General features: G+C 71.8%; 29 protein-coding genes and 1 pseudogene. 18 read left to right on the top strand and 12 right to left on the bottom strand.

Annotated elements, in window-relative coordinates:
- Positions 1 to 49 precede the first annotated feature (49 nt).
- The 4 genes and pseudogenes from BU204_RS00150 to BU204_RS00135 all read right to left on the bottom strand — a co-directional run.
- A pseudogene (locus BU204_RS00150) lies at positions 50 to 1960 on the bottom strand (MMPL family transporter); the annotation flags it as partial.
- 97 nt (positions 1961 to 2057) lie between these two features.
- Positions 2058 to 2771 carry an LmeA family phospholipid-binding protein gene (locus BU204_RS00145; protein WP_083660878.1) on the bottom strand — a complete coding sequence of 238 codons (714 nt, stop codon included), beginning with the start codon at positions 2769 to 2771 and terminating at the stop codon, positions 2058 to 2060.
- A 23-nt stretch (positions 2772 to 2794) separates the two neighbouring features.
- Entirely contained in the window at positions 2795 to 4216 is a 1422-nt protein-coding gene (locus tag BU204_RS00140; protein WP_075123412.1) for a sensor histidine kinase, read from the bottom strand.
- On the bottom strand, positions 4213 to 4899 hold the full coding sequence (locus BU204_RS00135) for a response regulator transcription factor (protein WP_075123411.1): 687 nt from the start codon (positions 4897 to 4899) through the stop codon (positions 4213 to 4215). The genes BU204_RS00140 and BU204_RS00135 overlap by 4 nt, the downstream gene beginning before the upstream one ends.
- Positions 4900 to 4999: 100 nt before the next feature.
- Here BU204_RS00135 and BU204_RS00130 point away from each other — a divergent pair, with 100 nt between their 5' ends.
- On the top strand, positions 5000 to 5833 hold the full coding sequence (locus BU204_RS00130) for an SAM-dependent methyltransferase (protein ID WP_075123410.1): 834 nt from the start codon (positions 5000 to 5002) through the stop codon (positions 5831 to 5833).
- On the opposite strand, the gene BU204_RS00125 is transcribed toward BU204_RS00130, so the two are convergent.
- A complete protein-coding gene (locus BU204_RS00125) occupies positions 5821 to 6600 on the bottom strand; it encodes a matrixin family metalloprotease (RefSeq protein ID WP_075123409.1) in 780 nt (259 codons plus the stop codon). The two genes, BU204_RS00130 and BU204_RS00125, sit on opposite strands and share 13 nt — an antisense overlap.
- A 221-nt stretch (positions 6601 to 6821) precedes the next feature.
- Here BU204_RS00125 and BU204_RS00120 point away from each other — a divergent pair, with 221 nt between their 5' ends.
- Positions 6822 to 7034: a hypothetical protein gene (locus tag BU204_RS00120; RefSeq protein ID WP_143229219.1), complete on the top strand. Its 213-nt coding sequence runs from the start codon at positions 6822 to 6824 to the stop codon at positions 7032 to 7034.
- Positions 7035 to 7156: 122 nt separating this feature from the next.
- Here BU204_RS00120 and BU204_RS00115 read toward each other — a convergent pair whose 3' ends face one another.
- Together BU204_RS00115 and BU204_RS00110 are read right to left on the bottom strand one after the other, a co-directional pair.
- Positions 7157 to 7864 carry a response regulator transcription factor gene (locus tag BU204_RS00115; RefSeq protein WP_075123407.1) on the bottom strand — a complete coding sequence of 236 codons (708 nt, stop codon included), beginning with the start codon at positions 7862 to 7864 and terminating at the stop codon, positions 7157 to 7159.
- A complete protein-coding gene (locus BU204_RS00110) occupies positions 7864 to 9672 on the bottom strand; it encodes a PAS domain-containing sensor histidine kinase (RefSeq protein WP_075123406.1) in 1809 nt (602 codons plus the stop codon). Before BU204_RS00110 ends, BU204_RS00115 begins: the two co-directional genes overlap by 1 nt.
- Before the next feature lie 203 nt (positions 9673 to 9875).
- On the opposite strand from BU204_RS00110, the gene BU204_RS00105 reads away from it, so the two are divergent.
- Positions 9876 to 11414 (top strand): sensor histidine kinase, encoded by a 1539-nt coding sequence (locus BU204_RS00105; RefSeq protein ID WP_075123405.1) that lies wholly within the window; start codon positions 9876 to 9878, stop codon positions 11412 to 11414.
- Here the strand turns inward: BU204_RS00105 and csrA are convergent.
- From csrA to flgN, 5 genes are read right to left on the bottom strand one after another with little or no spacing between them, the layout of a single operon-like run.
- The gene (gene csrA / locus BU204_RS42370) at positions 11411 to 11662 is read right to left on the bottom strand and encodes a carbon storage regulator CsrA (protein WP_075123404.1); all 252 of its coding nucleotides are present in this window, start codon (positions 11660 to 11662) and stop codon (positions 11411 to 11413) included. The genes BU204_RS00105 and csrA overlap by 4 nt on opposite strands.
- 22 nt (positions 11663 to 11684) lie before the next feature.
- Complete coding sequence (gene fliW / locus BU204_RS00095) at positions 11685 to 12095, bottom strand: flagellar assembly protein FliW (protein WP_075123403.1); 411 nt, start codon at positions 12093 to 12095, stop codon at positions 11685 to 11687.
- Entirely contained in the window at positions 12092 to 12985 is an 894-nt protein-coding gene (locus BU204_RS00090; RefSeq protein ID WP_075123402.1) for a flagellin N-terminal helical domain-containing protein, read from the bottom strand. The genes fliW and BU204_RS00090 overlap by 4 nt, the downstream gene beginning before the upstream one ends.
- A 2-nt stretch (positions 12986 to 12987) precedes the next feature.
- On the bottom strand, positions 12988 to 14361 hold the full coding sequence (gene flgK, locus BU204_RS00085) for a flagellar hook-associated protein FlgK (protein ID WP_083660877.1): 1374 nt from the start codon (positions 14359 to 14361) through the stop codon (positions 12988 to 12990).
- Complete coding sequence (gene flgN / locus BU204_RS00080) at positions 14361 to 14846, bottom strand: flagellar export chaperone FlgN (protein WP_075123673.1); 486 nt, start codon at positions 14844 to 14846, stop codon at positions 14361 to 14363. Before flgN ends, flgK begins: the two co-directional genes overlap by 1 nt.
- Positions 14847 to 15035: 189 nt before the next feature.
- On the opposite strand from flgN, the gene BU204_RS00075 reads away from it, so the two are divergent.
- The 15 genes from BU204_RS00075 to BU204_RS00005 all read left to right on the top strand — a co-directional run.
- Complete coding sequence (locus tag BU204_RS00075; protein WP_075123401.1) at positions 15036 to 15908, top strand: sigma-70 family RNA polymerase sigma factor; 873 nt, start codon at positions 15036 to 15038, stop codon at positions 15906 to 15908.
- A gap of 106 nt (positions 15909 to 16014) precedes the next feature.
- Complete coding sequence (locus BU204_RS00070) at positions 16015 to 17190, top strand: flagellin N-terminal helical domain-containing protein (RefSeq protein ID WP_075123400.1); 1176 nt, start codon at positions 16015 to 16017, stop codon at positions 17188 to 17190.
- Between the two features lie 132 nt (positions 17191 to 17322).
- Positions 17323 to 18621 carry a flagellar filament capping protein FliD gene (gene fliD / locus BU204_RS00065; protein ID WP_075123399.1) on the top strand — a complete coding sequence of 433 codons (1299 nt, stop codon included), beginning with the start codon at positions 17323 to 17325 and terminating at the stop codon, positions 18619 to 18621.
- Between the two features lie 7 nt (positions 18622 to 18628).
- Positions 18629 to 19030, top strand: a complete 402-nt coding sequence (fliS, locus tag BU204_RS00060; protein ID WP_075123398.1) for a flagellar export chaperone FliS — start codon at positions 18629 to 18631, stop codon at positions 19028 to 19030.
- Positions 19027 to 19350 (top strand): hypothetical protein, encoded by a 324-nt coding sequence (locus BU204_RS00055; protein ID WP_075123397.1) that lies wholly within the window; start codon positions 19027 to 19029, stop codon positions 19348 to 19350. The genes fliS and BU204_RS00055 overlap by 4 nt, the downstream gene beginning before the upstream one ends.
- A 110-nt stretch (positions 19351 to 19460) precedes the next feature.
- The gene (locus tag BU204_RS00050; RefSeq protein ID WP_233158987.1) at positions 19461 to 19820 is read left to right on the top strand and encodes a flagellar basal body rod protein FlgB; all 360 of its coding nucleotides are present in this window, start codon (positions 19461 to 19463) and stop codon (positions 19818 to 19820) included.
- Entirely contained in the window at positions 19820 to 20215 is a 396-nt protein-coding gene (locus BU204_RS00045) for a flagellar basal body rod protein FlgC (protein WP_198942710.1), read from the top strand. Before BU204_RS00050 ends, BU204_RS00045 begins: the two co-directional genes overlap by 1 nt.
- Complete coding sequence (locus tag BU204_RS00040; RefSeq protein WP_075123395.1) at positions 20212 to 20535, top strand: flagellar hook-basal body complex protein FliE; 324 nt, start codon at positions 20212 to 20214, stop codon at positions 20533 to 20535. Before BU204_RS00045 ends, BU204_RS00040 begins: the two co-directional genes overlap by 4 nt.
- A complete protein-coding gene (gene fliF / locus BU204_RS00035) occupies positions 20532 to 22184 on the top strand; it encodes a flagellar basal-body MS-ring/collar protein FliF (protein ID WP_075123394.1) in 1653 nt (550 codons plus the stop codon). Before BU204_RS00040 ends, fliF begins: the two co-directional genes overlap by 4 nt.
- Positions 22184 to 23218 (top strand): flagellar motor switch protein FliG, encoded by a 1035-nt coding sequence (gene fliG / locus BU204_RS00030; RefSeq protein ID WP_075123393.1) that lies wholly within the window; start codon positions 22184 to 22186, stop codon positions 23216 to 23218. Before fliF ends, fliG begins: the two co-directional genes overlap by 1 nt.
- On the top strand, positions 23202 to 23879 hold the full coding sequence (locus tag BU204_RS00025) for a FliH/SctL family protein (RefSeq protein ID WP_075123392.1): 678 nt from the start codon (positions 23202 to 23204) through the stop codon (positions 23877 to 23879). The genes fliG and BU204_RS00025 overlap by 17 nt, the downstream gene beginning before the upstream one ends.
- Positions 23876 to 25192: a FliI/YscN family ATPase gene (locus BU204_RS00020; RefSeq protein WP_075123391.1), complete on the top strand. Its 1317-nt coding sequence runs from the start codon at positions 23876 to 23878 to the stop codon at positions 25190 to 25192. The genes BU204_RS00025 and BU204_RS00020 overlap by 4 nt, the downstream gene beginning before the upstream one ends.
- Positions 25189 to 25614 (top strand): flagellar FliJ family protein, encoded by a 426-nt coding sequence (locus BU204_RS00015; protein WP_075123390.1) that lies wholly within the window; start codon positions 25189 to 25191, stop codon positions 25612 to 25614. The genes BU204_RS00020 and BU204_RS00015 overlap by 4 nt, the downstream gene beginning before the upstream one ends.
- Positions 25611 to 26600, top strand: a complete 990-nt coding sequence (locus BU204_RS00010; RefSeq protein WP_233158986.1) for an NlpC/P60 family protein — start codon at positions 25611 to 25613, stop codon at positions 26598 to 26600. The genes BU204_RS00015 and BU204_RS00010 overlap by 4 nt, the downstream gene beginning before the upstream one ends.
- On the top strand, positions 26597 to 26878 hold a 282-nt coding region (locus BU204_RS00005), incomplete at its 3' end, for a hypothetical protein (protein WP_198942709.1). The genes BU204_RS00010 and BU204_RS00005, both read left to right, overlap by 4 nt.

Here is a 26878-nt window from a genome sequence, read left to right as displayed (position 1 = left end):
GGTCCAGGACGCGGGGCAGCAGGCGGTCGAGCCAGCGGGGGAGCCACCAGTTCCACCGGCCGAGCAGGACCATCGTCGCCGGGACCAGCAGGCAGCGCACGATCGTCGCGTCGACGATGATCGCGGTGGCCAGGCCGACGCCGAACACCTTCACCTGGGGCTCACCCACGAGCACGAAGCTCGCGAAGACGCAGACCATGATCAGGGCCGCCGAGGTGATCACGCCACCGGTCTCGGCCACGCCCCGGCGTACGGCGGCGTCGTTGTCACCGTCGCGCCGCCAGTGCTCGCGGACCGCGGACAGCAGGAAGACCTCGTAGTCCATGGACAGTCCGAACAGGACGGCGAACAGCACCATCGGCACGTAGCTGTCGATCGGCATCGGTCCGTCCAGGCCGAGCAGCGACGCTCCCCAGCCCCACTGGAACACCGCCGTCACCACGCCGTAGGCCGCGCACACCGACACCAGGTTCATCAGCGCGGCCTTGAGCGGCAGCAGGATCGACCGGAAGGCCAGCAGCAGCAACAGGCAGGCGACGCCGACGACGGTGAGCACGAGCCAGGGCAGCCGCGCGGTGATCCGCTCGGCGAGGTCGATCCGGGTGGCCGTCGCACCCCCGACGTGCGCCGGGCCCACCTCGGGCAGAACCTCGGTCCGCAGCCGGTGGACCAGATTGGTGGTGGCCGGGTCCGACGGGGCCGTGGTCGGCACCACCCGCAGCGACACCGCGCCCGACCCCAGCTCCCTCGGCGGGCCGACCGACGCGACGCCCTCGGTCGAGCCGATCGCGGCCGCCACGGGTGCGGCCCGCTCGGCGTCGGGCACCACAACCGACAGCGGACCGTTCTCGCCCGGGCCCCAGCCGGTGGAGAGGGCGTCATAGAACCGGTGCAGCTGGTGGTCCGGGCTGCGGTCGCCCGCGTCGGACTGGCCGAGGTCCAGGGTCAGGGTGGGCGCACCCAGCAGGAGCAGCAGCAGCGCGCTGCCGAGCGCGACGGTCGCCGGGCGACGGGTGACCCGGCCGGCGAAGCGCCCCCAGCCGCCGCGGTCGAGGTCGGCGTCGGTGGCGGCCGCGGCCCGCCCCCGGTTCAGCCGCCGGCCGGCGAGCGCGAGCATGGCCGGCGCCAGCGTGACCGCCGAGAGCACCGCACCGACCACGAGCAGCGCGCTGCTCCAGCCCAGCCAGGAGACCAGGTCCACCCCGGTGATCATCAACCCGGAGATCGCCACGACCACGCTCGCGCCGGCGAAGACGACGGCCGCCCCGGCCGTGGCGCAGGAGCGGGGCACCGCCTGCTCCGGGGACATGCCAGCGGCCAGCAGCCGCCGCTGCCGGTTGACCAGGAACAGGGTGTAGTCCACCCCGACGCCCAGCCCGATCATGGCAGCGAGGGTCGGCGCGACGTCGGGGATGTCCACCGCGCTGGCGAGGACCTGCAGCCCGGCCAGCCCACCGACCACCACCACGAGCGCGGTGGCCACCGGCAGCATGGCGGCGACGGCCGAGCCGAACGCGAGCAGCAGCACCAGCAGCGCCGCGACGATCCCGATGATCTCACTCGTCCGGGAGTCCACCGCGGACAGCTGCCGGCCGAGCGCCCCGCCCAGCGCGACCTCCAGACCGGCGTCCTCGGCCGGAGCGGCGGCGTCCAGGACCTCGCGGGCCAGCCGCTTGTCGGCGCGCTCGCCCTCCTCCAGCGGGACGGTCAGCCGTGCCGCGGTCCGGTCGGGGTTGGGTTGGACGGGCTCGGGCACCGTGCCGACGCCGGGAACCGCGGAGATCGCCGCGACTGTCTCACGCAGCGCCCTGGCGACGGCGGGATCGTCGAGCGAGCGGCCGTGCAGGACCAGCTCCGAGGGTGCCCCGCCCGGCCGGCCCACGGCGCCCAGCTGCTCGTTGGCCGCCGCGCTGTCGCTGCCCGGGACCGAGATGTCGTCCGCGGTGTCCGCGCCGACCATCCTCGAGCCCACGAGCAGCAGGGCCGTCCCCACCAGCCACAGCACGACCACGAGTCCGCGGTGTCGTCCACACCACCTGGCCAGAGTCGCCAGCACTTCATGCACCTTCCTGTTCCCGGTCCTGTTCGTCCCCGCACCGCCCGGCGCCGACGCCCCCGGACAGCCGCACGTCCGAGCCCTCGGCCCGCACGACGAGGCCGGCGTCGGTGACCTCGGCACCGGTCGCCCGCACCCCGCTCGGCAGCGTGGGCAGCGGAAGGGTCACATCATCGGGGATCCGGGCCAGGCCCGCGGCCCCCTCCAGGCCGTCGAGCGGGATCTCCTGCCCGAACATCTGGACGGCCTCGGGTTCCAGCCGGATCCGGTCCCCGTCCACCGCCACGCCGGCGAGCACGGTCACCCCGCTCCGGCCGGTCACGATCGCCACCCGGGAGCCGTTCGGCCCGACCGCGAACCGCCGGCCCTTCTCGGCCATTCGCTCGGTCATCCGCTCGGTCATCGTCGCCCAGGGCACGGTGGTCACCACCCGCAGGGCCGCGGCGCCGCGGTCCTCGCCCAGCGCGAGGTCCAGGAACGTGAGCCGGGTCCGGACCTCTCCCCGCGAGGTGTCCACGGTGACCTCGTCGAGCTCGCCGGACACCAGCTGGGTCAGCACCGGGAAGCCGGACACGTCGACCTCGGCGGCGCCGCAGGACAACCGCCCCGCCAAGCGTCGCTCGACCACCTGCACCGCCACCCGGTCGGCCGCGACCAGCACGACCACCAGGCCGGCCACCGCGACGACCAGCCACCGTCGCACTCGAACTCGCACCCGGACAGACCATCAGCTCCGCCTTACCGCCGGCCGGTGCCCGAGCTGAGGGTTTCCTGAAGATCGGCCCGAGGCAGCGCCACCACGAAGACCGTGCCGCCGGTCGCCGAGGCCTCGGCCCGCACCGTCCCCCCGTGCGCCTCGACCACGGCGGCCACGATGGACAGCCCGAGACCGCTGCCCCCGGCCCGCTCGCGTCCCGCGCGGTGGAAGCGCTCGAACACCCGCGGCAGCTCCTCGTCGGGGATGCCCGGGCCGTCGTCACGGACCCGCAGCGTGACCCGTTCGCCCACCTCCAGTCCCACCCGGACGCGTGTGCCCGGCGGGGTGTGGCGGGTGGCGTTGCCGACCAGGTTGCGCACCACCTGGCGCAGCCTGGCCTCGTCGCCGCGCACGACGGCGCCCTCGACGCCCTCGCGGCTGATGGCCCGGTCCGGCGCCACGACGCGGGCGTCGGCGAGGACCTCGTCCACGACCGGTCCGAGGTCGACCAGGTCCCTGGCCAGCGGCTGCCGGGCGTCGAGCCGGGCGAGCAGCAGCAGCTCGTCGACGAGCGCGCGCATCCGCGCCGACTCGGTGGCGATGCGCTCCATCGCCGCCTGGGTCCGCTCGCCGTCGGGCAGCCCGCCCTGCAGGGACAGGTCGGCCCAGCCGTGGATGAGCGTGAGCGGGGTGCGCAGCTCGTGCGAGGCGTCGGCGACGAAGTCCCGCAGCCCGCGCTCGGCCCGCTCCCTGGCGTCGAACGCGCGGTTCAGGGCGGCGGCCAGGGCGGCGGTCTCGGTGTCGGGCGGCGACTGCGGCAGCCGCGTGCCGAGCCGACCGGAGGCGATGTCCTCGGCGGAGGCGGCCATCGCCCGTAGGGGCCGGAGCCCCACGCGCAGCACCGTTCCGGACACCAGGACCAGGACGACGGCCGCGACCCCGGCGACGACCAGCTCGATCGTGACCAGGTTGCGCAGGGCGTCCTGCTCGTCGCTCACGTCCAGCGCGATCACCGCCGTGTTCGCCGCGACCGGCTCCCCGTCCAGCACCAGGCGAAGGCCCGGCACCGGGACCGAGACCGCACGCAGGTCGCGGTCCGCGCCCCGCACGGTCACCGGCTCGGTCCGGGTCAGCCCGCCGAGTGTGCTGGTCTCCCCGCCCCTGGCCGCGATGGAGACCAGCGGTCGCTCCTCGCCGCGGACCTCCCCGCGGACGAGCACCACGACGCCGTCCGGGACCAGGGCGGCCACCTGTCCCTCGCGCACGCGCAGCTGGCCGCGCCCGGCGAGGGCCTCCTCGATCCGCTCGCCGATCGCCCGCAGCTGCCGGTCGGTGCGGTCGCCGAGGTAGTCACGGAAGGCCAGCAGGACCGCCACCTCGGCCACCAGCAGCGCGACCAGGGACAGACCGAGGACCCCGGTCAGCAGCCGGCCGCGGATGCTGCGCGGCCACCGGACCCTCATCCGCCGCGAACCGTGTAGCCGAACCCGCGCACGGTGCGAATCAGCGCCGGCGCATCGGCGTCGACCTTGCGGCGCAGGGTCGAGATGAACTTCTCCACCACCGCCCCGTCACCGCCGAAGTCGTACTGCCACACGTGGTCGAGGATCTGCGCCTTGGACACCACCCGCCCGGCGTTCACCATCAGGTAGTGCAGGAGCCGGTACTCGGTGGGGGAGAGCTCCACCTCCCGATCCCCTCGGGTGACCCGGTGCGCCTCGGGGTCGAGTACGAGGTCGTCCACCCGCAGCGGTTCGGGCGCGTTCCCACCACCCCGCGTCCGGCGCAGTACGGCGGTCAGCCGCGCGACGACCTCACCGACGTCGAACGGCTTGGTGACGTAGTCGTCGCCACCCACGCCCAGCCCGGCGATCCGGTCGTCGACGCCGTCACGAGCGGTCAGGAACACGACCGGGACCTGGTCTCGCCGGGACCGCAGCAACCGCACGAGCTCGAACCCGCCGAGGTCGGGGAGCACCACGTCCAGCAGGACCAGGTCCACCGCGGAGGTGCCGACGAGGTCGAGGCACTCCCGCCCCGAGGCCGCCACGGTCACGTCGAACCCGGCGAAGCGAAGTGTGCTCTCGAGCAGCTCGCGGATGCGCGCGTCGTCGTCCACCACCAGGATGCGGGGAGGCTCGACCATGCCGCGAGGGTAGCGACCGGGACGCTGTTGTCGCGCGCTTCCCACGATCAGTAAGGTTGTCCGACGGGGCGCAGGGGCCCGAGATGCGGGAGGTAGGCCGGTGACGGCGCAGACCAACTGGGTTCCCACGTCGGTCGACCTGGAGAAGCCGAGCGCGGCCCGGCTCTACGACTACCTCCTCGGTGGCAACCACAACTTCGCGGTGGACCGCGAGTTCGCGGCGCACCTGATGAAGGTGGAGCCGAACGCGCGCAAGGTCGCGGTGAACAACCGGGCGTTCATGCGCCGGGTGGTGCTGTACCTGATGGAGCGGGGGATCCGGCAGTTCCTCGACCTCGGCTCGGGGATCCCCACGGTCGGCAACGTGCACGAGATCGCGCAGGAGGTCGATCCCGAGACCCGTGTGGTCTATGTGGACATGGAGCACGTCGCCGTCGCGCACAGCCGGCTGCTGTTGAACGGCAACGACCGTGCCGCCATGGTGCACGCCGACGTCACGATGCCGGGGATCGTCCTCGGCGACGAGCAGACCAGGCGGCTGCTCGACTTCGACCGTCCGATCGGGTTGCTCGCGGTCACCATCGGCCACTACATCCTCGACGACCAGGACCCGTACGGGGTGTTCGCCGCCTACCGCGCGGCACTCGCCCCCGGGAGCTACCTCGCCCTTTCCCACTTCACCGACGACTTCGCCATCTACGACGGGAAGCGGCTGCTCGGCGAGATCAACCAGTCGCAGAACACCCTCTGCACCAGGACCCGCGAGGAGGTGCTCCGCCTGTTCGGCGACTTCGAGTTGGTACCGCCAGGGCTGGTCACCACCTCGCAGTGGCATCCGGACGGCGGGGCCGCGGGGGAGCCCGGCGGGCGGATCGCGGAGGAGGATGCGCTCTACGCCGGCGTGGCCAGGAAGACCGGAGGTCAGGCGCCGTAGCGAGCGCGCAGGCCGGCCAGGTCGCCCGCACCGAGCAGCCGCTTGGTGGTCGAGCACGGCTGGTTCCTGGGGCTCATCGTCTGCTGCACGCTCCGGACCTGCTCGACGTGGCCGATCCCGGCGGTGTGGCCGCGCTCGTGCACGACGACGGACTCGAGGTCGAAGGTCTTCACGCACCGGGCCGGCAGCGTCGTCGCCCAGGCGTGCACGCTGTTGTCGATCAGCATGTCCGAGGCGATCACGGTGCCGTTGCTCCGGTAGTACACGCAGGTGTAGGCGAGGTAGGCGCTGGGGAGGCGGCCCCAGCTGGTCACGCTCACGCCGTCGTTGCCCGCGCAGGTCCCGCTGGCCGACACCTGGGCCACGCGCGTGGTGGTGCCCTTGTACTGGTTGGTGGTGGTCAGCCGGGTGGTGGTGCGGCAGCGGTTGCGGCCGCTGGAGACCGTCGTGCTCCCCCGCTGGATCGCGCCGAGCGCGGTGGCGGCGACCGAGGCGGGCGTGCCCTTGGGGTTGTAGGTCCACTGGTAGGGCTTGTCCACCCGCCACGGGGAGAGCGCGTAGCTCCGGTCGTCACATCCGGGGGCCGCGGCCTTCGCCGCCGCCTTCGCCGTCGTCGACGCCGCGAACGCCCCAGTCGGTCCGGCGATGATCGCCTCACCCACGACGTGGACGTCGTCCGCGGCGTGCGCCACGACCGGCTCCACGGCGACGTCGCCGACGGTGGCGACAGCGGCGAACGCGAGCATCGCGAGGACCGTGCGGACCATGGGAATACCCTTCGTCGGAAATCGGATATCTCCACGTTCTCTGCCGTCCGTTGCTCGTCGGTGGCATTTACGGGTGCATCTCGGTTTCCGGTGGGACCCCCGTCCGTCGGGTTCGGAGCAGTTCGGTAGCGCAACGGGTGCCGCACGGTTGCGGCGCCGCTCGAGGTCTTCTTTCCGGCCCTTCCTCGGTGCACAGTGAACACCGAAGGAGGTGAGCGGAAATGTTGCTTACCATCATGATCGTGGCGCTGGCCGCGGTGCTGACCGCGCTGGCGGCTCACCGCTGCCGTCAGGCGAGCGCGCGAATCGACCTGATCCTCACCGAGGAGCTCGGCCCCTCGGCGGTGCCGACGCACGTCGGCGCGCGCGCCGAGGAGCGGTTGGCCCCGGCGCCGGTCGCCCGCAAGGACCTGGCCAGGTTCGGGCAGGCCTGACCGTCGGGCGCCCGCAACCGAACTGCACCCGTCGTGCACCCGCGCTGCGCCCGTCACCACCGACAATCGGATGGTCACGAGCGGAGGATCACAAGCGGACCCAGTTGGAGAGCGGGATGTGCTCAGCCCGTCGACGTACCCCGGTACCGGTAGCCCACGCCGCGGATCGCCTCGATCGGCGACTGGTCGCCCTCCCAGCCCAACTTGCGTCGCAGCCGGAGCACCGCGAACTTCACCCGGTCCGGGCCGAGGCCGGTCGGGTCGTCCCAGACCTGGCTGAGCAGTTGCTGCGCCGAGAGCACCGCCCCCGTGTGGGTGACGAACACGTTGAGCAGCCGGAACTCCATGCTCGTCAGGCGTACCTCCTGCTCGCCCTCCGCCGTCGTCACGTGGACGGACCGGGCCCGCCGGTCGATGCGCACCATGCCGTCGTCATAGGAGTCCGTGAGCTCGTTGCCGCCCGCGGCCTTGCCGGCGCGCCGCAGCAGGGCCTCGGCCCGCGCGAGCAGCTCGTTGTTCGTGAACGGCTTGGTCACGTAGTCGTCGGCGCCGGCTCGCAGGCCGCGGACCTTGTCGGTCTCCTGCCCGTGGGCGCTCAGCATCAGCACGGGGAGGTCGGCCAGGTCGCGGATCCGCTCCAGCACCGTCCAACCGTCCATTCCGGGCAGTCCGACGTCGAGCAGTACCAGGTCCGGCTTCTCCTCGTGCACCTTGCGCAGTCCGGTTCGGCCGTCGGCGCAGGAGACGAACTCGTAACCCGCCCGCTCGAAGATGAGTCGGAGCGCCAGGGCGATGTCGGGCTCGTCTTCCACGGCAAGAATCTTCGCCATTATTCTCCTCCCCGTGCCGGCAGAGTGACCGTCACCTCGGTCCCGACGTTGACGGTGCTCTCGATCGTCATCGAGCCGTGGTGCAGCTCGACCAGCTCCCGGCAGATGGCGAGCCCGAGGCCACTGCCGGCAACCCCGGCCGCGAGCGCGTTCGAGCCACGCTCGAAACCGGCGGTGACGTGCTCCAGCTCCGCCGGCGGGATGCCCATTCCGGAGTCGGTCACCCTAATCGTCCACCATGGACCTTCGGCGCGCGCGGTCACCTTGACCAGACCACCCCGGGCGGAGAACTTGATCGCGTTGCGGATGAGGTTGTCCACCACCTGGGCGAGCCGACCCGGGTCACCGACCAGCGACGGTCCGACCGAGGTCTCACTGGCCAGTTCGATCTCGGCTGCCTCGGCCTCGAACTGCCGGTCGGCGACGGCCGTGGCGACCAGCCCGGCGAGGTCGACCTCGCCGCGCCGTACCGGCAGCCGGGCGCTCTCCAGCCGGGAGAGCAGCAGCAGGTCGTCGACGAGCCTGAGCAACCGGCGGGTGTTGCGGGCGATGACCTCCGCCGCCGCGTGCTGGGTGTCGGTCAGCTCCCCCGAGCACGGATCGACCAGCATTTCCGCGAAGCTGACAATCGCGGTCAACGGTGTCCGCAGCTCGTGGGAGACCGTTGCGAGTACGCGGTTCTGGCGCTCGGCGGACGTGCCGGCGTCGGCCTCGTGCGGGCTGGCCACCTCCGCCGTCACGTCTCGGAACTGCCACAGGGCACCGAGTTCGAGGCCGTGCTCGACCAGCGGGGTGCGGTCCAGGTCGATCACCCGGCCGTCGGCGAGGTCGATCCGGCCGACTCGGTGCTTGCGCGCGCGGGCGAAGGTCGCGAGTTGCTGACGGGTCACGTCGTCGTCCAGGCTCGCCGCCACGACCGCGCGCAGTGCCTCCCGCTGGTGCTGCCCCTGCCAGTCGCCGGCACGCGCGCCGAACATACGGGTGAAGGCCTCGTTGGCGAGTCTGATGTGGCCGGTCTCATCGACGACCAGGACCGCACCGCGCAGCCGCATCACGAGCTCACGCAGCCGGGCCTCGTCCGCCCGCTGTTCGGTGACGTCCAACCCGTACAACGCCACGCTGCGGCGCCCCCCGCCGCTGGGCAGGTTCACGAACGTGGACTCCAGTACGACATACCCGCCCTCGGAGTTGAGCACCCGCAGGTCGAGCGTGCGGCTGTGCACCCGGCCGGTGAGCGTCTCGACGTAGGCGCGCAGCGCCGACGGCCGGTCCCGGGGATCCACGAAGGACAGCGGGTCCTGGTGCCGGGCGATCTCGGAGGTGTAGCCCAGCAGGCGGGTTCCGGTCGCCGAGCGGATCGACCACCGGTCGCGCTGGAGCTGCACCACCACGGCCCGGGTGTTCCAGAGCAGCTGCTCGATCGGGTCGGTACTGGGCGGCGCGCTGGTCGCGGCGGAGACCAGGGTCAGCGTGGAGTGGATACGCCGCACCTGGTCGTCGCCGGCCCACTCCCGGTCGTGCGGGTCGGCCAGCTCGGCCTCGATGGCCTCGCCCGTGCCCGGGATGCGGACGCGGTGCAGGATCCGCTGGCCTCTGCGGAACTTGCCGACCGAGTCGTCATATTGTCCACGCTGGACTCTTACCCGACGGACGTCGTGCACGCCGCCGGCGCCGAGCAGGGTGTCGACCATCCTGGCGATGAGGCTCTCGTCGGCGGGAACTGGACTCGACGTGAGCTCCGCCGCCGCCATCACGACGTCGGCCACGGAGTTCTCGACACCAGCGGTACCGTGCTGGGAATCCGCCACGCCGACCTGCCTCCTCTGTGGATTCCCGCCGAATGGCCTAGGTTCACCGTACGTGCAGACAGACGTGCAGGCAGGTCCGAGGCGGGTATTTCCAATGAGGTTCACCCGACTGTGGAATTGGTAGCGCGTTGTGCTGAAGGGCTACCCGAAGGGGGCGTTGTGAGCCGCGCGTGGATGACAGCAGTGGGAAGGTGATTCGACCGGTGCCCAACGCCGTGCACGGCGCGTATCCGTCCAAACCAAGCAGCGGCTGGCCGATGTGGCTGGTGGAGCGGACCGGTGTGATGCTGCACCGCCTCGCCGACCAGCAGCGGGCAAACGACGTCGCGATCCTCGAGGTGGTGAACGAGCTAGCCACCCTCCCCGGGGTGATCTCCGCACGTCTCGTCCCCACCGGCACCGCGCGCTCGCGCCAGGCCGGGAGGACAGCGGTTCCGGTCGGCGACGAGCACCTGCTCGAGCTGTCCGGGCCCGGCGTGGCCCGCCCGGAGCTGATGCAGACCGCACAGGTCGTGGCGCAGGCGATCGCGGGCAGGTTGGCGGAGGCGGACCCCACCCGTGCTCGGCGGGAGGCGATCCGCTACGCGATCGACATGAACTCGCTGCAGGAGACCCAGGAGCGGCTGCGGGTCGAGTCGGCCCGGCTGCGCACGTTGATCGACTCGCTCAACGTCGGGATCATGCTGGTCGGCGAGGAGCTGCGGATCGAGGACGTGAACGCCACGGCGCTGACCTTCATGCGGCTCGACGAGGTCGAGCCGAGGTCGCTGACCGGCATCACGCTGCCGGAGCTGGCCGATCGGGCGCCGCCGGAGGCGAGGGAGGTCGTGCGGGAGGCCATCGAGTTCGCCCGGCGCGGCATCGCGGGGGGTCGGCCGGTGCTGGCCGAGGAGGTCGCAGTGCCCAACGACGAGATCTACGAGGCCGACTACCTGCCGGTCACCCTCGACGGCCGGACCCGGGCACACCTGATGCTCGCCAGGGACGTCACCGAGCGGGCGGCGGCCCGGCACGCGCTCGAGGCGCGCAACCGGGAGCTCGCGGAGCTGGGCACGCTCAAGAACCAGTTCCTGGCCACGGTGTCCCACGAGTTGCGCACCCCGCTCACGGCCGCGTCGAGCCTCGTCGAGGCGCTCGCCGAGGGTGTGGCCGACGAGGAGACCCGCGGCCAGATCGTGGCCGCGCTCGCGCGCAACACCGGTCGTCTGATGGTGATCGTCGAGTACCTGCTCGTGCTGGCGCGGCTCGAGGCGAACCAGCTGCCGTTGGCCGCACACGATGTCGACACCAGCGAGCTACTCGCCGAACGGGTGCGGCTGCTGCGCGAGGAGGGTGTCCCGCACGAGCTGACGGTGAGCGACGCGGGCGCCGACGGGGGGCCCAGCCAGGTCGTCGGCGATCCCGACTGGCTCGCCAAGCTGGTCCACTACGTGCTGTCCGGGGCGGTTGCCGCCTCCGGGTCGGGCGCGCGGATCGCGGTGCGCAACGAGGTCGTCGACGGTTGCTGGAACTTCATCGTGAGCGGTGCCGACCTGCCCACGGAGGAGTCGGGCAACGTGTTCACGGCGATCCTCGCCGAGACCGAGTCGGGCCAGGGCCCCGGTGCTGACCGGATCGGGGTCGGCCTCGGGCTCGCGCTGGCCCAGTCCATCGCCAAGCGCCACGGGGGCGAGCTGCACGTCGAGGCGGCGCCGACCGGCGCGACGATCCGGGTCTACCTGCCGGCCAGGGGTGCGGGCTAGGGGTGCGTCGCCGTCCGCCCGGCTCGACGCAGGGCGGCGCTGAGCGCGTCGGCCGCGGCGTCGCTGGAGACGACGGCCTGTTGGTTGGCCGCGCGCAGCTCCCGGTACACCTCGTCCCGGTGCACGGGAACGGAGCGAGGCGCCTGGATGCCCACCCGGACGACGTCCCCCCGCACGTCCAGCACGGTCACCGTGACCTCGTCGCCGATCCGGACGCTCTCCCCGGCCCGGCGGGTCAGCACCAGCATGCGCCTCGTCCCCTTCTCGTTCCTACGCGTCCAGCAGCGGGGCGCGTACCGGCAGATCCTCCTGCAGGACGACCTGTACCGCACGTCGGGTCGAGCGGTCGAGGATCACCGGCGCGAGCAGGTTGGCCGTGGCCTCGTCGGCGCGCTCGCCGACGGTGACGACCAGCAGCACCAGCAGGTCCCGCTCGGGTCGGGTGCTCGCCAGCTGCTCGATCACCTGGTCGCCCACCTCGGGCGCGTAGTCCGGGTAGAACGGCGCGGGCGGGACGACCAGGAACCGCAGCTCCGGGTCGTCCACCGAGCGCAGCGTGTAGATCAGCCCGTCCTCGCCCGCGTTGACCAGGACGAACCGCCGGTGCTCCGGAAAGCCGGGCATCGGGCTGGTGAACTCGATGGTCGGCAGCTCCGGCTCGGCCAGCACGGTCGCCGTCATCGGAGGAAGTCCAGCAGGGAGGGTTGCACCACTCGCGCGGTGGCGGCGAGGGCAGCCTCGTAGCCCACGTTCTGCGTCTGCAGGTCGATCACCGCCTTCGCCAGGTCCACGTCCTCGATGTCGGACAACCGGGAGGTCAGGGAGACCGTCTGGGCTTCCGCCGCGTCGCTCGCCGAGGTGAGCTGACTGTAGCGCGTACCCACGCCGGCAATCTCCGTGCTGACGGCGCGCTGGGCCGAGTCCAGCCGATCGAGGTCACCCGACAGAGTGGTGGGGTCGGTCTTCATCTTGGCGACGACCGAGTCCAGGACCGCGAAGAGCTGGTTGGAGCCAGTGCCGAACACGCTGGCCGGCACGTCCACGCGCACCTGCACGCCGTCGGCCACCCGGCGCTGGACCTGGCCGCTGTCGCCGATGTACGCCCCGGTCGTGGTGTCGAACGCCTGCTCACCGGAGGTGGTGCCGCCGAACACGGGGCGACCGAGGTAGGTGGTGTTGCCGACCGACAGGAGGGTGTCGCGCAGCGCGGCGATCTCGCTGGCGATCGCCTCCCGGGCGGCCGGGTCGCCGGCCGCCGGCGAGGACATGCCCTGCAGCACGCGGTCGCGCACCTGGTTGATCAGGTCGCTGGCGGTGGTGAGCGCGTTCTCGGCAGTGCCGAGCCGGGCCACGCCGTCGGTCGCGCTGCGGGCGTAGCGCCCACGCGTCGCCATGTCGGAGCGGATCTCCATGGCCGAGATCGTGCCGATCGGCGAGTCGGACGGCTTGCCGACCTGCTTGCCGGTGGTCACCTGCTCGCGCAGCCGCTCGAGCCTGCTCTGCCCATTCTGCAGCCCGGCGAGCACCCTGGCCGAGGTCGACTGCTCGGTGACCCGGTTCAGCGACACCATCGTCAGACCCCCGTCCGGTTGATCAGCGTGTCGAGCATCGAGTCGATGGCGCTCATGGTCCGCGCCGACGCCTCGTAGGCCCGCTGGTAGGTGAGCATCGAGGTCAGCTCCTCGTCGATGTTGACCCCGGCGCTGGACAGCCGCGCGGAGTCCACCTGGTTCGTGATCGCGTTCTGGGTGTTGAGCAGCTGCTCGGTCGACTGGACGTGCCCGCCGAGGCGGGACACCACGACCCGGTAGACGTCGTCGGCGCTGCCCGCGGTGCCGCCCAGCTGGGCGAGCCGGTCGCCGACGCCGCCGTCCAGGGCGAGCGACGCGCTGCTGGAGACGGCCACCGCGCTCGGGTCGGTGATCGCGACGGAGATGCTCGCGGCGGTGGTGCCGGAGAAGAAGGCACCACCCTGGGCGCCCGCCGACGTGTAGCCCGTCGTGTGCAGGCCGTTGACCGAGCTGGCCAGGGTGGCCGCGACGCGGTCGAGGTCGCCCAGGTAGCTGGGCAGCGTGGTGTTGAGCGAGCCGAGCTGCGCCCCGATCTGGCCTCCGACGGGTCCGGCCGCGGTGTTCGTGTCGGACCAGCGCAGCCCCACCGGGTCGCCTGCCTGACCGGCCAGCGTCGTGCTGCCGGTGGCGACGAGCGAGCGCGCGGTGATGCCGCTGACCAGCGGGCTGCCGCCGATCGAGACGTTGAGGGAGTTGTTCGGCCCGCGGGACACGGTCCCGCCGGTCAGCTCGACCAGGTGCATGGCGAGCAGGTCCCGCTGGTCGCTGAGCTCGCTGGTGCTCACGCCGGCCAGCGTCGCCCGGGACACGGTCTCGTTCAGCGCGGCGAGGCGGGCGGCCGCGTTGTTGACCTCGTCGACCGTGGCGGTCAGCTGGTCGCGGCGGGCGGTGTACTGCCCGGAGAGCTCGGTGGCGCTCGAGTTGAGCGAGGCCGTGACGATGCTCGCCCGGGTGAGCAGCTGGGTGCGGGCGGCGGAGTCGCCGGGGCTGTCCGCGACGTCGGCGAAGCCGTCCGAGAGCTGGCTGAGCTTGGCCTGCAGGCCGTTCACGCTCGGCTCGGAGAACACGCGCTCGATCTCGGAGATGACCAGGTACTGCTGACCGAGGCCGGCCTGCCGCTCGTGCTCGGTGTGCCCCCTGGCCTCGAGGTAGGCGTCGCGGATGCGGGTGACCTGGGAGACCACGACCCCGCCGGTGTCGGTACCGGCCGTGGCGTACATGGCGGCGGTGGCGCCGCCGACCGCGGTCAGCTCGACCCGCTGGCGGCTGTAGCCCTCGGTGTTGGCGTTGGTGATGTTCTGGCCGGCGAGCTCGAGGCCCTGGCGCTGGGCGCGCAGCCCGGTCAGGGCCGTGTTCAGCCCGGAGAACGTGCTCATCAGATGGCCTCGTCGAAGAGTCGGGCGGAGCGGTGGCCTGCCGGGGCAGTGGTGCCGTCCTGCCGGTAGAGGTCGCTCGAGCCGGTGACCGTGTGCAGGGCCTCCTGGACCGCGCGCTGGCCGGAGGTGAGCAGGCCGCGGTTGGTGCGCACCGCGGCGTCGATCTCGGCGGAGAGCGAGATCAGCTCCTTGCGGTGGTCGGCGAAGGTGGAACGCCATGGCTCGTCGAGGGCGTCGGTGAGGTCGGCCAGGCTGGGACCCGGCGGGAGTCCCAGGAGGTCGGCGAGCTCGTCGACGGCGATCGCTCGGAGCACCTCGTTCTCGCGTACCTGCTCGAGAACCAGCTCGACCTCGTAGGTGGCCGCGCCCAGCCAGCGGCTGCGTCCCGCGGACAGTACAAGGCTCTCCACATCCAGTTTGAACAGCAGCATCGAGAGAAGCTCCCGCTGCCGCCACAAGATCGTGGACGTTTCCACGACGCTCATAAAAAGCCCTCCCGACCTGCTGCCTCTTGCCTGCTACAGCTCCCATCGGCAGGGCCGGGACGCACCTGAGGACTTTTTCGGCCGATCCACAACGGAACGACAACCGAGGAGGCAACCGAGCTGCACCCGTGGCGCCCGAGGCTGGAAATCGCCGCACCGAGGACGGCGACCAGCGAGAGGACCACCACCATGACGAAGCCAGCCCAGCCCCAGCAGCCGGCGTCCACCGTGGACGAGCTGGTCACGGCCCACCTCCCGATGGTCGGTCACCTGGTCCGCGAGATGCTCGCCCGGGTTCCGGCGCACGTCCGCCGCGAGGACCTGTTCTCGGCCGGCTCCGAGGCCCTCGTCACCGCCGCCCGCGGCTTCGACCCCTCCCGCGGCGCCCCGTTCGGCGCCTTCGCCTCGATGCGCATCCGCGGCGCCCTGCTCGACGAGCTGCGCGGGCTGGACTGGGCGAGCCGCTCGGTGCGGGGCAAGGTCCGCCGGATCGAGGCCGAGCGGGACAAGTTCGTCGCCGACCACGGCCGGGTGCCCACCGCCGCCGAGCTCGCCACCCGGCTGGACACCGACGCCCGCCAGGTCGTGGCGGTCCGCGACGACGTGCAGCGCGCGACGCTGCTCAGCCTGCAGGCCGCCTTCCCCGACGGGGTCGACGGCGCCGGTACCGCCACCGCGCACAACGGACCCTCCCCAGAGGACATGGTCCTCGACCGCGAGCGCGTGGGCTACCTGCACGACGCGATCGCCAACCTCCCTGAGCGGCTCAAGGCCGTCATCGAGGCCTACTACTTCCAGAACCGGTCGATGAGCGAGCTGGCCGAGGAGTTCGGTGTCACCGAGTCCCGCGTCTCCCAGCTGCGTTCCGAGGCCACCGCGCTGTTGCGCGACGGCATGAACGCCGCACTGGACCCGGAGCGGGTGGCCTCGGCCACCCGTCCCGAGGGCTGCGCCGCGCGTCGGCGTGCCTCCTACTACGCGGCAGTGGCCGCGCACGGCACGCTGCGCACCCGCCTGGCCCAGACCACGGCGACCGGTATGCCGGTCGCTCGCACCGCCTGAAAAAACTCGTACTCGAAAACCTCAAGACAACCCCCCACTGTCCGATGAGTACGGGTGCCGGACCACGGAGGGACCGGCAAGGACTCGATTCAAGGAGGAAATTTCAATGAGTCTGCGCATCAATTCCAACATCGCGGCAATGAACGCCTACCGGAACCTGTCGGTCAACGACAAGCAGATGCAGGGATCCCTGGAGAAGCTGTCGTCTGGCCTCCGGATCAACCGGGCAGCTGACGACGCCGCCGGCCTCTCGATCGCCCAGGGGCTCCAGTCCCAGATCGGTGGCCTGAAGGTCGCGACCCGCAACGCCCAGGACGGCGTCAACGTCGTCCAGACGGCGGACGGTGCCCTGAACGAGTCGGCGGAAATCCTGCAGCGCATGCGTGACCTCGCGGTGCAGGCTGCCAACGGCGGCTCCCAGGACACCAACGCCCAGGCCGCGGCCCAGACCGAGTTCGGCCAGCTCCAGAGCGAGCTGGACCGGATCGCCAAGACGACCTCCTTCGGCGGCCAGAAGCTGCTGTCGGTGGGTACTCCTGGCGGCACCGCGTACGAAGGCACGTTCCAGGTCGGCGCCAACAACACGATGGACGACCGGATCGACGTCAAGCTCGACGCGTCGGTGTTCGGTACGACCGGCACCAAGGCCAGCAACACCGTGACCGGCACGTTCAGCAACGCCCTTGACGGCGAGACCATCTCGGCCACGCTGAACGGCACCGGCGCCACGGTGAAGCTGAGCAACCCGGCTGACCTCGACGACGTGGTCAGCCAGCTCAACGGCAACGAGGGCTTCCGCTCGTCGTTCGTTGCCACCAACGAGTCCGGCACGCTGAAGATCGCCTCGAAGGTCGCCGCCGACGAGACGATCTCGGTCACCTCGAGCGCGGCCGGTCTGACCGCGGGCACCGCCACGGCGGGTGTCAGCGGCTCGACCGCCACCGGGTTCGACAGCGCCGGCCTCGGCGTCGGTTCCACGGTCAAGGTGGACAGCACGGTGAACGCCCAGAACGCGATCACCTCGCTGGACAACGCGATCAAGAGCCTGTCGACGGCGCGTGCTCAGCTCGGTGCCTACCAGAACCGGTTCGAGCACACGATCAACAACATCAACGTCCAGGTGGAGAACCTCTCGGCGTCCAAGTCGGCGATCACCGACACCGACATGGCCAACGAGATGGTCAAGTTCACCCGGTCGCAGATCCTGTCGCAGGCCGGCACCGCGATGCTGGCCCAGGCCAACCAGGCCCCGCAGTCCGTGCTGCAGCTGCTGCGCGGCTGATAACGGGGCAGCCGGGAGGGCGATGCCCCCGCCCTCCCGGCTTCCTGGCTGGCCTGGCCAGCATTGTTCCGATTACACAGTCCACACCACACCGTCGTAAGCACATCCAGGAACGGGTAAGGGAACGGACACATGGCAAGCGTCGACGGACTCGTCACGGGACTCGACACCACGACCATCATCAGCCAGCTGTTGCAGGTCGAGGGTGCTCCCCAGAGCCGGCTGAAGACGAAGGTCTCCGAGCACAAGACGGTGCAGAACGCCTACCAGGGTGTCAACGCCCGGATGGTCGCGGTCCGTTCCGCGGCCGAAGCCCTCACCTCCGCCAACACCTGGCAGGGTGTGAAGGCCACCAGCTCCAACTCCTCCGCGGTCTCGGCATCGGCCAGCACCGCGGCCACCACCGGCTCGGCGACCTTCAACGTGGTCCGCCTGGCCTCCCAGCACGTGGTCACCAGCAAGGCGCCGACCTCAGGGTCGATGACGACGAACGGCTCGGTGACCCTCACCGTCGGCGGCACCGCCACCAACATCGCGGTCACGACCGACACCCCGCAGGGCCTCGCCGACGCGGTCAACGCCAAGAACCTCGGCGTGCGTGCCAGCGTTCTCACCACCAGCGACGGTCCGGTCGTCCAGTTCTCCTCCGCCTCCACCGGCGCCGCCCAGGCGTTCACGGTGTCGGGGCTCTCCCAGCCGACCTCCGTGCTGTCCCAGGGGGCCGACGCGGAGCTGACCGTCGGCGACGCCGCCGCCGGCGGCTACAAGCTCACGAGCAAGGACAACACGTTCAGCGGGTTGCTGCCCGGGGTGACGATCCGCGCGACAGCCGTCGCCAACAACGTCACCGTGAGCACCTCACCGGACACGGGCGCGCTCGCCGACGCGATGCAGGCGCTCGTCTCCGCCATCAACTCCGCCGCCCTGCAGATCGACTCGGCCAGCTCCTACAACAGCGCGACCAAGACCGGCGGGCCGCTCACCGGCAACTCGCTGACCAGAGGGCTGCGCCAGCAGCTCCAGTCCGGCGTCAGCAACGGCGTCTCCGGGTTCGGCAGCCTCAGCGGGGTGGGCGTCAAGCTGGACCGGTCCGGCACGCTGTCGTTCGACCGGGCCGCGTTCCTCGCCGCCTACGAGGCGAACCCGGCCAAGGTGCAGACCGCCGTCAAGGGCGGCTTCGCCGAGACCTACCGCAAGATCGCCGTCGACGCGACCGACTCGACGAGTGGCAAGCTCACCCTCGCCGTTCAGGGCGGTGACACCACGATGCGTCGGCTCAACAAGGAGATCGACGACTGGGACACGCGTCTCGCCGCCAAGAAGGTCAGCCTCCAGCGCCAGTACACGAACCTCGAGACCGCACTCGGCCGGCTCAAGGACCAGTCCAGCTGGCTGTCCAGCCAGCTGGGAAGCCTGCCCACCACGAGCTGAGGTATCCATGTCGCCCGCCGCGTTCCACCAGCGCTACCTGACCGACTCGATCAGCACGGCCTCGCCCGGCCGGCTGCTCGTCATGCTCTACGACCGGCTCTGCCTCGACCTCGAGCGCGCCGCCGCGGCCGCCACCGACGGCCGCCGCGACGCCGCGTCGGCGGCGCTGCTGCACGCCCAGGACATCCTGCTCGAGCTGCGCGGCTCGCTGCGCACCGACGACTGGCCGGCCGGCCAGCAGCTCGCCGACATCTACTCGTTCCTGCTCGCCGAGCTCATGGACGCCAACCTGCGCCAGGACGTCGAGAAGATCACCGCGAGCCTCGCGGTGGCCGAACCGTTGCGGGACACGTGGCGCCAGGTCGTCGAGGCCCAGGCACCGGCTGCGGGCATCGGCGCTCCGGCATGACCGCCCCCCAGTGGCGCCGGGCCTGGGTAGAGGCACTGGACGCCCTGGAGGCCGACGTGGTCGCCGCCGAGGAGCTGCTCGCCGAGGAGCACCGGATGCGCGACCTTCCCCTGACCGACCCGTGGCAGCCACCTGCCGGGCTCGGCCCTCTTCCCCTGGACCTGCGTCCCCGCGCGGACGAGGTCCTGCGTCGTCAGCTGGCCGTCGCCCAGCAGCTCGCCACCACGATCACCGGCACCGCCCGGCAGGCCGCCGTGCTCAACCGGCTCGACGACGGCCGGGACGCGCCCCGGCCAAGCTACGTCGACTGCGCGATGTAGCAGGGAAAACTTCTCAGCCCGGCCCGCCGGGTGCCGATTGGACAGGCAGAGAGCACGGATCGCTCACCTCCTCGCCACGGATCGGCGCACGACGGCAAAGCAGAAGGGCTGTGGCCGTGTTCGACGATGTCGCTTCCGCCGCGGTGCGTACCGCACTGAATGGCCTGGCCATGCGCCAGCGCGTTTCCGCGAACAACCTCGCCAACATCGAGACCCCCGGGTTCACCGCGGGCCGGCTCGACTTCGAGAACCAGCTGCGCGACGCGGTCGCCAACGGGTCCGAGGTGGAGTCCTCCGTCGAGTTCGCCGAGACGCGGTCGAACCTCGCTCCCCGCCAGGACGGCAACAACGTCAACATCGACGAGGAGACCCTCTCCAGTATGGACACCGGCTTGCGGTTCAAGCTCATGCTCCGCGCCAAGGACGACCAGTACGGCCTGATCAGCACGGTGCTGAAGGGTGGTCGGTGATGTTTGACAACATCGGTGTGGCCGCCTCGGGCGTCGCCGTCTACCGCAAGTGGCTCGACGCGGTGTCCGACAACATCGCCAACATCAACGACGCCTCGCCGACCACCGGCCCCGCCTTCCAGGAGCGGTTCATCCAGGCCCAGCCGATCGCCGGCGACTTCGGCGGCGCGGTCGTGGCCTCGACCCCCGCCGGTAACGCGGAAGGCCGGTTGGTCCTCGAGCCGAACCACCCGCTGGCCGACGAGCAGGGCTACGTGCGCTACCCGGACATGGACCTGAGCGAGCAGATGGGCTACCTGATCATGGCCCAGCGCGGGTACCAGGCCAACCTCGCGGTCGCCGACCGCGCCCACGGTGCCTATGAGGCCGCGCTGCAGCTCGGGAAGAACGCATGAGCGCCCCGATCGCGGGAATCTCCGCCATCGCCGGTCCGCCCGCCCCGATCGCCCCGATCAGCGCGTCGACCGAGACCGACCAGGCCAGCGCCAACGCGGCGACGGGCTTCGGCGCGCTGATCGGCAAGGCCATCGCCAACACCGAGCGGGTGCAGGACAACGCGGACAACCTCGCCGTCAGGGCCGCGTCCGGTGACCTCGCCGACGCCCACCAGTACCTCGCCGCCGCCACCGAGGCTTCGCTGACCACCCAGCTGACCGTCGCCGTGCGCAACAAGGCCGTCGACGCCTTCAACGAGATCATGAGGCTGCAAGGATGAACCAGGAGCGTCTGCTCGCGTCGGCTCGTCGAGTCGGGGACAAGGTTCGGGCGCTGTCGTTCAGCCAGCGCATGATCGGTCTGGTCAGCGTCGTCGCGATCGTCATCGGCGTCTGGGTGTTCGCGTCCTGGCTGTCCAAGCCCACCTACTCACCACTGTTCAGCAACCTCGCCGCGAAGGACGCCAGCGCGATCGTCGACCAGCTCGACGCGTCCGGTGTGCCCTACGAGCTCACCGACGGCGGGCAGACGGTGCAGGTGCCCAAGGACCAGATCTACTCGCTGCGCCTGAAGATGAGCGCGGCCGGCCTGCCGGCCCAGGAGGACACCGGCTACTCCCTGCTGGACCAGCAGGGCGTCACCACCTCCGAGTTCATGCAGCAGGTCGGCTACCAGCGCGCCCTGGAGGGCGAGCTCTCCAAGACCATCGAGTCGATCGACGGTGTGAACGCGGCGACCGTGCACCTCGTGATCCCCGAGAAGGACGTGTTCTCCGACGACGCGAGCAAGCCGACGGCGGCGATCATGATCGCCGAGAGCCCCGGCAAGCCGGTCAGCGCGGACACCGTGCAGGCCGTCGTCCACCTCACGGCGTCCAGTGTGGAGGGTCTGGCTACCGACGACATCACCGTCGCGGACTCCAACGGCAAGGTGCTCGCGGCGCCGGGCCAGGCTGTCACCGGCAGCGGCGGCGGCGGAAGCGACCAGGCCACGACGGACTACGAGGACCGGCTCAGTGGATCGCTCCAGGAGATGCTGACCCAGGTCGTCGGTCCGAACCACGCGGTCGTCCAGGTGACCGCCGACCTCGACTTCGACAAGACCGAGACCAAGAGCCAGACCTACACCTCCGACGAGGACACCGCGCCGCTCTCGGAGAGCACGACCGACGAGAAGTACACCGGCACCGGTGCCGGCGGCAACAACAACGCCGGCGGCGTCCTCGGCCAGACCAACGGCACGACGGCCGGCGTGACCGGCGGCGCCAACGGCGGCAACGGCACCTACCAGCAGACCAAGGAGGTGCGCGACAACGCGGTGAACAGCGTCATCGAGACCCGCCAGTCCGCGCCGGGCAAGGTCCGCAAGCTCGGTGTCGCCGTCCTGCTGGACTCGGCGACGGCGGCGAAGGTCGACATGGCCCAGGTCCGCCAGCTCGCCTCCTCGGCGGTCGGCCTGGACACCACCCGCGGCGACACGCTCGCGGTGAGCGCGATGCCGTTCGACCAGTCCGCGGCCGAGACGGCCAAGGAGGAGCTCGCGGCGGCGCAGGCCGAGGCCGAGCAGGCGGAGATGATCTCGCTGATCAAGACCGCGGCCGGTGCTCTCGGCGGGATCCTGCTGCTGCTGTTCCTGCTGCTGGTCCTGCGCCGCCGGCGCAAGCGCGCCCTGGCCGCCCAGTCCGAGGAGCGGACGCTGGAGGCGATCAAGGCCCAGCTGGAGCGCGCCAAGCTCGACATGATCGAGAACGACGCGACCAAGGAGCTGTCCGCCCCGGACACCAAGGGCCAGCTCGGTCCCGGCGCCGGCTACGGCCCCAGCGACGAGCAGCAGCGCAAGCTCGAGGAGATCGAGGCGCTGGTCGACGAGCAGCCCGATGAGGTCGCCCAGTTGCTGCGTGGGTGGCTCGCCACGAAGGAGAGCGTCTGATGTCGGTCGACCAGGCACTACCCATCAGCAAGGAAATGGACGGCCTGCGCAAGGCGGCCGTACTGCTGCTGCAGGTTGGCAAGGAGGGCTCGGCCAAGATTCTCTCCCGCATGCGGGAGGCGGAGGTCGAGGCGCTGTCCGCGGAGATCGTCCGGCTGGGCGAGGTCAAGGGCGACGTGTCCGGCGCCGTTCTGGACGAGTTCCACATGATGGCCAAGGCTCGCAAGCACCTGGCCCGCGGTGGGATGGAGTACGCGCGGGAGCTGCTGATCGAGACGCTCGGTGCGGACCGGGCGGACCAGATGGTGAGCCGCATCGGCGCGACGATGGTCGAGATGCCGTTCCGGTTCCTGCACCGCGCCGACCCCCGGCAGCTGCACTCGTACCTGGTGGACGAGCACCCGCAGACGATCGCACTAGTGATCGCGCACATGCCGGCCGCGCTCGCCTCGATGGTGCTCTCCGGACTGTCCCAGGAGCGGCAGACCGACGTCGCGCTTCGGGTCGCCAAGATGGGCCAGCCCTCGCCGGAGATCATCCGCAAGGTCGAGAACGTGCTGCAGCGCAAGCTCTCCTCGCTGCTGCAGCCCACCGAGCAGTCCAACGTGGGCGGCGTGCAGCCGTTGGTGGAGATCATCAACCGGGCCGACCGCAGCACCGAGAAGTCCATTCTGGACGGACTGACGGCGCGCTCGCCGGAACTCGCCGACGAGGTCCGCAGCCTGATGTTCATGTTCGAGGACATCGTCAACATCGACGACCGGTCCATGCAGCTCGTCCTGCGCGGCGTGGAGAACGCCGACCTCGCCACCGCGCTGAAGGGTGTGCGGGAGGACGTTCGGGACAAGGTCCTGCGCAACCTGTCCGAGCGTGCCGCGGAGAACCTGGTCGACGAGATCGACGTGCTCGGCAGCGTTCGCCTGAGCGCCGTCGAGGAGGCCCAGGCCCGCATCATCGCGGTCATCCGCAAGTGCGAGGAGTCCGGCGAGATCGTGCTGATCAGGGGAGGTGACGAGGATGAGTTCGTCAGCTGAGCGCAGCCCCGTCGGCACCGTGCTGCGGCACGGCGAGCACGACGTGGCGGTCCCGTTCCGGCTCGGCGAGCCAGCCGGGCCGCAGGTCGCCGCGGCCGTCACCCCGCGCGCCAAGCGGGACGTCGCGCACGCCGAGGGCTACGCCACCGGGTGGGCCCAGGGCATCCGCGAGGCTCGTGCGGCCACGGCCGACGCCCGTCGGCGTGCCGGCGACGAGCTCGACCGGATGCTGCGTGAGCGGGACAGCCGCGCGTCGCTGGCGCTCGCCGCGCTGGCCGCGGCGGCCGACCAGGTCCGTACCACGACCGTGCAGCGGGCCGAGGACGTCCTCGACGCCACCGTCACCGCGGCCGTCGAGCTGGGCGAGGCCATGGCCGGCGCCACCGTCGCGGCCGACCTGGTCGGCGCGGCCAGGGCCGGCGTCGACCGCACCCTCGCCGAGCTGCCGGCGACGGCCCCGGTGACCGTGCGGTTGAACCCGACCGACCACGCCGAGCTGCTCTCGGCCGGTCTGGCCGAGCTCGCCCACGGTCGCACGGTGACGCTGATGGCCGACCCGACCGTCGAGCGCGGCGGCGCCCTCGCCGAGACCGAGGTCACCACCGTCGACGGCACGCTCGCCGCCGCCGTCCGACGTGTCCGAGCGGAGCTGGCCCAGTGAACGACCTGCTGAAGGACCGCATCGCGAAGCTGCTGCCCGCCGCACGGCCCAGCGTCACCGGCCGGGTCACCGGCGTCGTCGGGCTCTCGGTGTCGGTGGCCGGGCTGACCGCCCGCGTGGGTGACCTCGTCTCGATCGGCACCCGGCCAGACGACCTGCTGGCCGAGGTCGTCGCGCTGGGCACCGACCGGGTCGTGTGCCTCCCGCTCGGCCCGCTGCGCGGCGTCGGCATCGGCAGCCCGGTGGTGAGCACCGGCGCGCCGCTGCGGGTCCAGGTGGGCGACTCGCTGCGTGGCCGGGTGCTCGACGGCCTCGGTCGCCCGATGGACGGCGGCCCGCCGCTGACCGACACCGAGCCGGTGACCGTCGACCTGGCCCCGCCCTCCGCGCTGGACCGGCAGCTCATCTCCGAGCCGCTGCAGCTGGGCGTGCGTGCCCTGGACACGGCCGTGCCCTGCGGGCAGGGCCAGCGCATCGGCATCTTCGCCGGCTCCGGCGTCGGCAAGTCGAGCCTGCTGTCGATGATCACGCGCGGCACCTCGGCCCAGATCACGGTCGTCGCGCTGATCGGTGAGCGCGGCCGCGAGGTTCGCGAGTTCCTCGAGCACGACCTCGGCCCCGAGGGCCTGGCCCGGTCGGTGGTCGTGGTCGCCACGTCCGACCAGCCGCCGGTGGTCCGGCTGCGGGCCGGCTTCGTCGCCACCCGCATCGCCGAGTGGTACCGGGACCGCGGCGCCGACGTGCTGCTGCTGATGGACAGCCTGACCCGCATCGCCATGGCGCAGCGGGAGGTTGGCCTGTCCGCCGGCGAGCCGCCGGCCACCCGGGGCTTCCCGCCCTCGGTGTTCGCGCTGCTGCCGACGCTGCTCGAGCGGGCCGGCCCGGCCTCCCGCGGCAGCATCACCGGCCTGTACACGGTGCTGGTCGAGGGCGACGACCACAACGAGCCGATCGCGGACACCGCGAGGTCCATCCTGGACGGTCACGTGGTGCTGGAGCGACGCCTGGCCACGGCGGGCCACTTCCCGAGCATCGAGGTGCTCGAGTCGGTGTCCCGCGTGACCCGCGCGATCACCACGCCGGAGCAGCGGGCGGACATGTCCACGCTGCGCCGGCTGATGTCCGCGCACCGGGACGTGCGGGAGCTGGTGGAGATCGGCGCGTACGTACCCGGGACCAACCCCGACGCGGACATGGCGCACGCGTTGTGGCCGCAGATCACCGCGTTCCTGCGTCAGGACGTGGACCACCAGGTGCCGGCCGCCGAATCGTGGCGGGCACTGCACGACTTGCTGAACCAAGGGGCGACATGAGCATCTCATCGAGGCTGGGCGCGGTGCTGCGTGCCCGCCGGGCACAGGAGAACGTGGCCCAGGGCGACCTTGCCAGGGCCAACGCGGAGGTCGGCCGGGCCTCGGCGCGGGTCGGCGAGCGCAACGCCTCGCTCGACGAGTGGAGCGGCCCGCCCGCCGGCGAGACGACGGCCTACCTGGCCGCCGTCGCGGCCGGCCGGGCGCTCGCGTCCGCGCTGAGCGTGGCCACCGAGGCCGAGCGGGCCGCCCGGACCGAGGCACTGGCCAACCAGGACCAGCTGCGGGCCGCCGCCCAGCGCCGGCGCAGCGTCGAGAAGCTGGTCGAGCGGGCCGCTGAGCTCAGCCGTCGTGCGGACCTGGCTGCCGAGCAGCGCGGCGCCGACGACATCACCGGTGCCCGGCACGTGCGGAGCGAGATGTGACCGGGGGCATCGCGGCGATCGCCGCCAGGATGCAGGAGATCAACACCATGATCCGGCCGCCGGTCGCCGCCGCGCCTGCGGCCACCGCCGGGGCCACCGCGACGGCCTCGGGGACCGGGTTCGCCTCGGCGCTGGAGGGCGTGCTCGGCACCTCGGCCAGCACCGGCGTCGGCGCCGCGGCGACCGGCGGCGCGGCCTCGGAGACGGCTGTCGTGGCGGGTGCCCGCAAGTACATCGGTGTCCCCTACGTGTGGGGCGGCACCGACCCGGCGCGCGGGCTCGACTGCTCCGGTCTGGTCCAGCGGGTCTACGCCGACCTCGGCGTGTCCCTGCCCAGGGTGAGCCGGGACCAGGCCAAGGCCGGCACCGCGGTGCCGAGCCTGGACCAGGCCCGTCCTGGCGACCTGGTGGCGTTCGGCTCGCCGGTGCACCACATCGGGATCTACATCGGCGACGGCAAGATGATCCACGCACCGCAGGCGGGCGAGAACGTCCGGGTGCAGGACGTCTACGAGACGCCGACGGCGATCCGCCGGATCCTCCCGTCGGGCACGGCCTCCGCCTCCGCCGCGTCCCTGGCCTCCGTCAGCGGCGCGTCGGTGCCGTCGGGCGGGGCGTACGCGAGCCTGTTCTCCACCGCGACCGCGCGCCACGGGCTGCCCCAGGGCCTGCTGGCCGCCGTGGCCAAGGCGGAGTCGAACTTCAACCCGAGCGCGGTCAGCCACGCGGGTGCCCGCGGGTTGATGCAGCTGATGCCGGCCACCGCCGCCGGGCTCGGCGTCGACCCGATGAACCCGGCCCAGGCCGTGGACGGGGCCGCCCGGCTGCTGAAGAGCCATCTGTCCACTTTCGACTCGGTGCCGCTGGCGCTCGCCGCCTACAACGCGGGTCCGGGCGCGGTCCGCCGCTACGACGGAATCCCGCCCTACGCCGAGACACAGAACTACGTCCGCAAGATCATGGGAATGCTCGGAGGTACGCCGTGACGATGCCGACCCTCTCCGCGATGGGCTCCGCCCCCGTGCCGGCTCCCCAGGAGCCGGCCGGCGAGCGGTCCGGTTCGTCCGCGGAGGCCGGCGCCGAGTTCCAGGGCCTGCTGCTGGCCCTGGCGGGCCTGCCGCAGCCGGTCCCGGCCGGGCCGACGGTGCCCACCCAGGGCGACGCAGGGGCCGGGGACCCGCTGCCGGCTCCGCCGCCGCAGGCCGCCGCGACGGGTGTGCTGCCCTTCGGCGCGGCGACGCTGGCCGGCGCCGTGCCCACCCCG

The sequence above is a fragment of the Actinophytocola xanthii genome (assembly GCF_001921205.1).
GTDB lineage: Bacteria > Actinomycetota > Actinomycetes > Mycobacteriales > Pseudonocardiaceae > Actinophytocola > Actinophytocola xanthii.
This window is presented reverse-complemented; position numbering and strand designations above follow the sequence as displayed.

Excerpts from the sequence above, each read along its gene's own strand:
- BU204_RS00115 (WP_075123407.1), bottom strand. The coding sequence starts at position 7,864 with ATGGCGAAGATTCTTGCCGTGGAAGACGAGCCCGACATCGCCCTGGCG.
- BU204_RS00120 (WP_143229219.1), top strand. The coding sequence starts at position 6,822 with ATGTTGCTTACCATCATGATCGTGGCGCTGGCCGCGGTGCTGACCGCG.
- fliW (WP_075123403.1), bottom strand. The coding sequence starts at position 12,095 with ATGACGGCGACCGTGCTGGCCGAGCCGGAGCTGCCGACCATCGAGTTC.
- BU204_RS00045 (WP_198942710.1), top strand. The coding sequence starts at position 19,820 with ATGTTTGACAACATCGGTGTGGCCGCCTCGGGCGTCGCCGTCTACCGC.
- BU204_RS00140 (WP_075123412.1), bottom strand. The coding sequence starts at position 4,216 with ATGAGGGTCCGGTGGCCGCGCAGCATCCGCGGCCGGCTGCTGACCGGG.
- BU204_RS00025 (WP_075123392.1), top strand. The coding sequence starts at position 23,202 with ATGAGTTCGTCAGCTGAGCGCAGCCCCGTCGGCACCGTGCTGCGGCAC.
- fliS (WP_075123398.1), top strand. The coding sequence starts at position 18,629 with ATGTCGCCCGCCGCGTTCCACCAGCGCTACCTGACCGACTCGATCAGC.
- BU204_RS00070 (WP_075123400.1), top strand. The coding sequence starts at position 16,015 with ATGAGTCTGCGCATCAATTCCAACATCGCGGCAATGAACGCCTACCGG.
- BU204_RS00135 (WP_075123411.1), bottom strand. The coding sequence starts at position 4,899 with ATGGTCGAGCCTCCCCGCATCCTGGTGGTGGACGACGACGCGCGCATC.
- fliG (WP_075123393.1), top strand. The coding sequence starts at position 22,184 with ATGTCGGTCGACCAGGCACTACCCATCAGCAAGGAAATGGACGGCCTG.
- BU204_RS00075 (WP_075123401.1), top strand. The coding sequence starts at position 15,036 with ATGACGAAGCCAGCCCAGCCCCAGCAGCCGGCGTCCACCGTGGACGAG.
- BU204_RS00040 (WP_075123395.1), top strand. The coding sequence starts at position 20,212 with ATGAGCGCCCCGATCGCGGGAATCTCCGCCATCGCCGGTCCGCCCGCC.
- fliD (WP_075123399.1), top strand. The coding sequence starts at position 17,323 with ATGGCAAGCGTCGACGGACTCGTCACGGGACTCGACACCACGACCATC.
- csrA (WP_075123404.1), bottom strand. The coding sequence starts at position 11,662 with ATGCTGGTGCTGACCCGCCGGGCCGGGGAGAGCGTCCGGATCGGCGAC.
- flgN (WP_075123673.1), bottom strand. The coding sequence starts at position 14,846 with ATGAGCGTCGTGGAAACGTCCACGATCTTGTGGCGGCAGCGGGAGCTT.
- BU204_RS00015 (WP_075123390.1), top strand. The coding sequence starts at position 25,189 with ATGAGCATCTCATCGAGGCTGGGCGCGGTGCTGCGTGCCCGCCGGGCA.
- BU204_RS00090 (WP_075123402.1), bottom strand. The coding sequence starts at position 12,985 with ATGGTGTCGCTGAACCGGGTCACCGAGCAGTCGACCTCGGCCAGGGTG.
- fliF (WP_075123394.1), top strand. The coding sequence starts at position 20,532 with ATGAACCAGGAGCGTCTGCTCGCGTCGGCTCGTCGAGTCGGGGACAAG.
- BU204_RS00125 (WP_075123409.1), bottom strand. The coding sequence starts at position 6,600 with ATGGTCCGCACGGTCCTCGCGATGCTCGCGTTCGCCGCTGTCGCCACC.
- flgK (WP_083660877.1), bottom strand. The coding sequence starts at position 14,361 with ATGAGCACGTTCTCCGGGCTGAACACGGCCCTGACCGGGCTGCGCGCC.
- BU204_RS00055 (WP_075123397.1), top strand. The coding sequence starts at position 19,027 with ATGACCGCCCCCCAGTGGCGCCGGGCCTGGGTAGAGGCACTGGACGCC.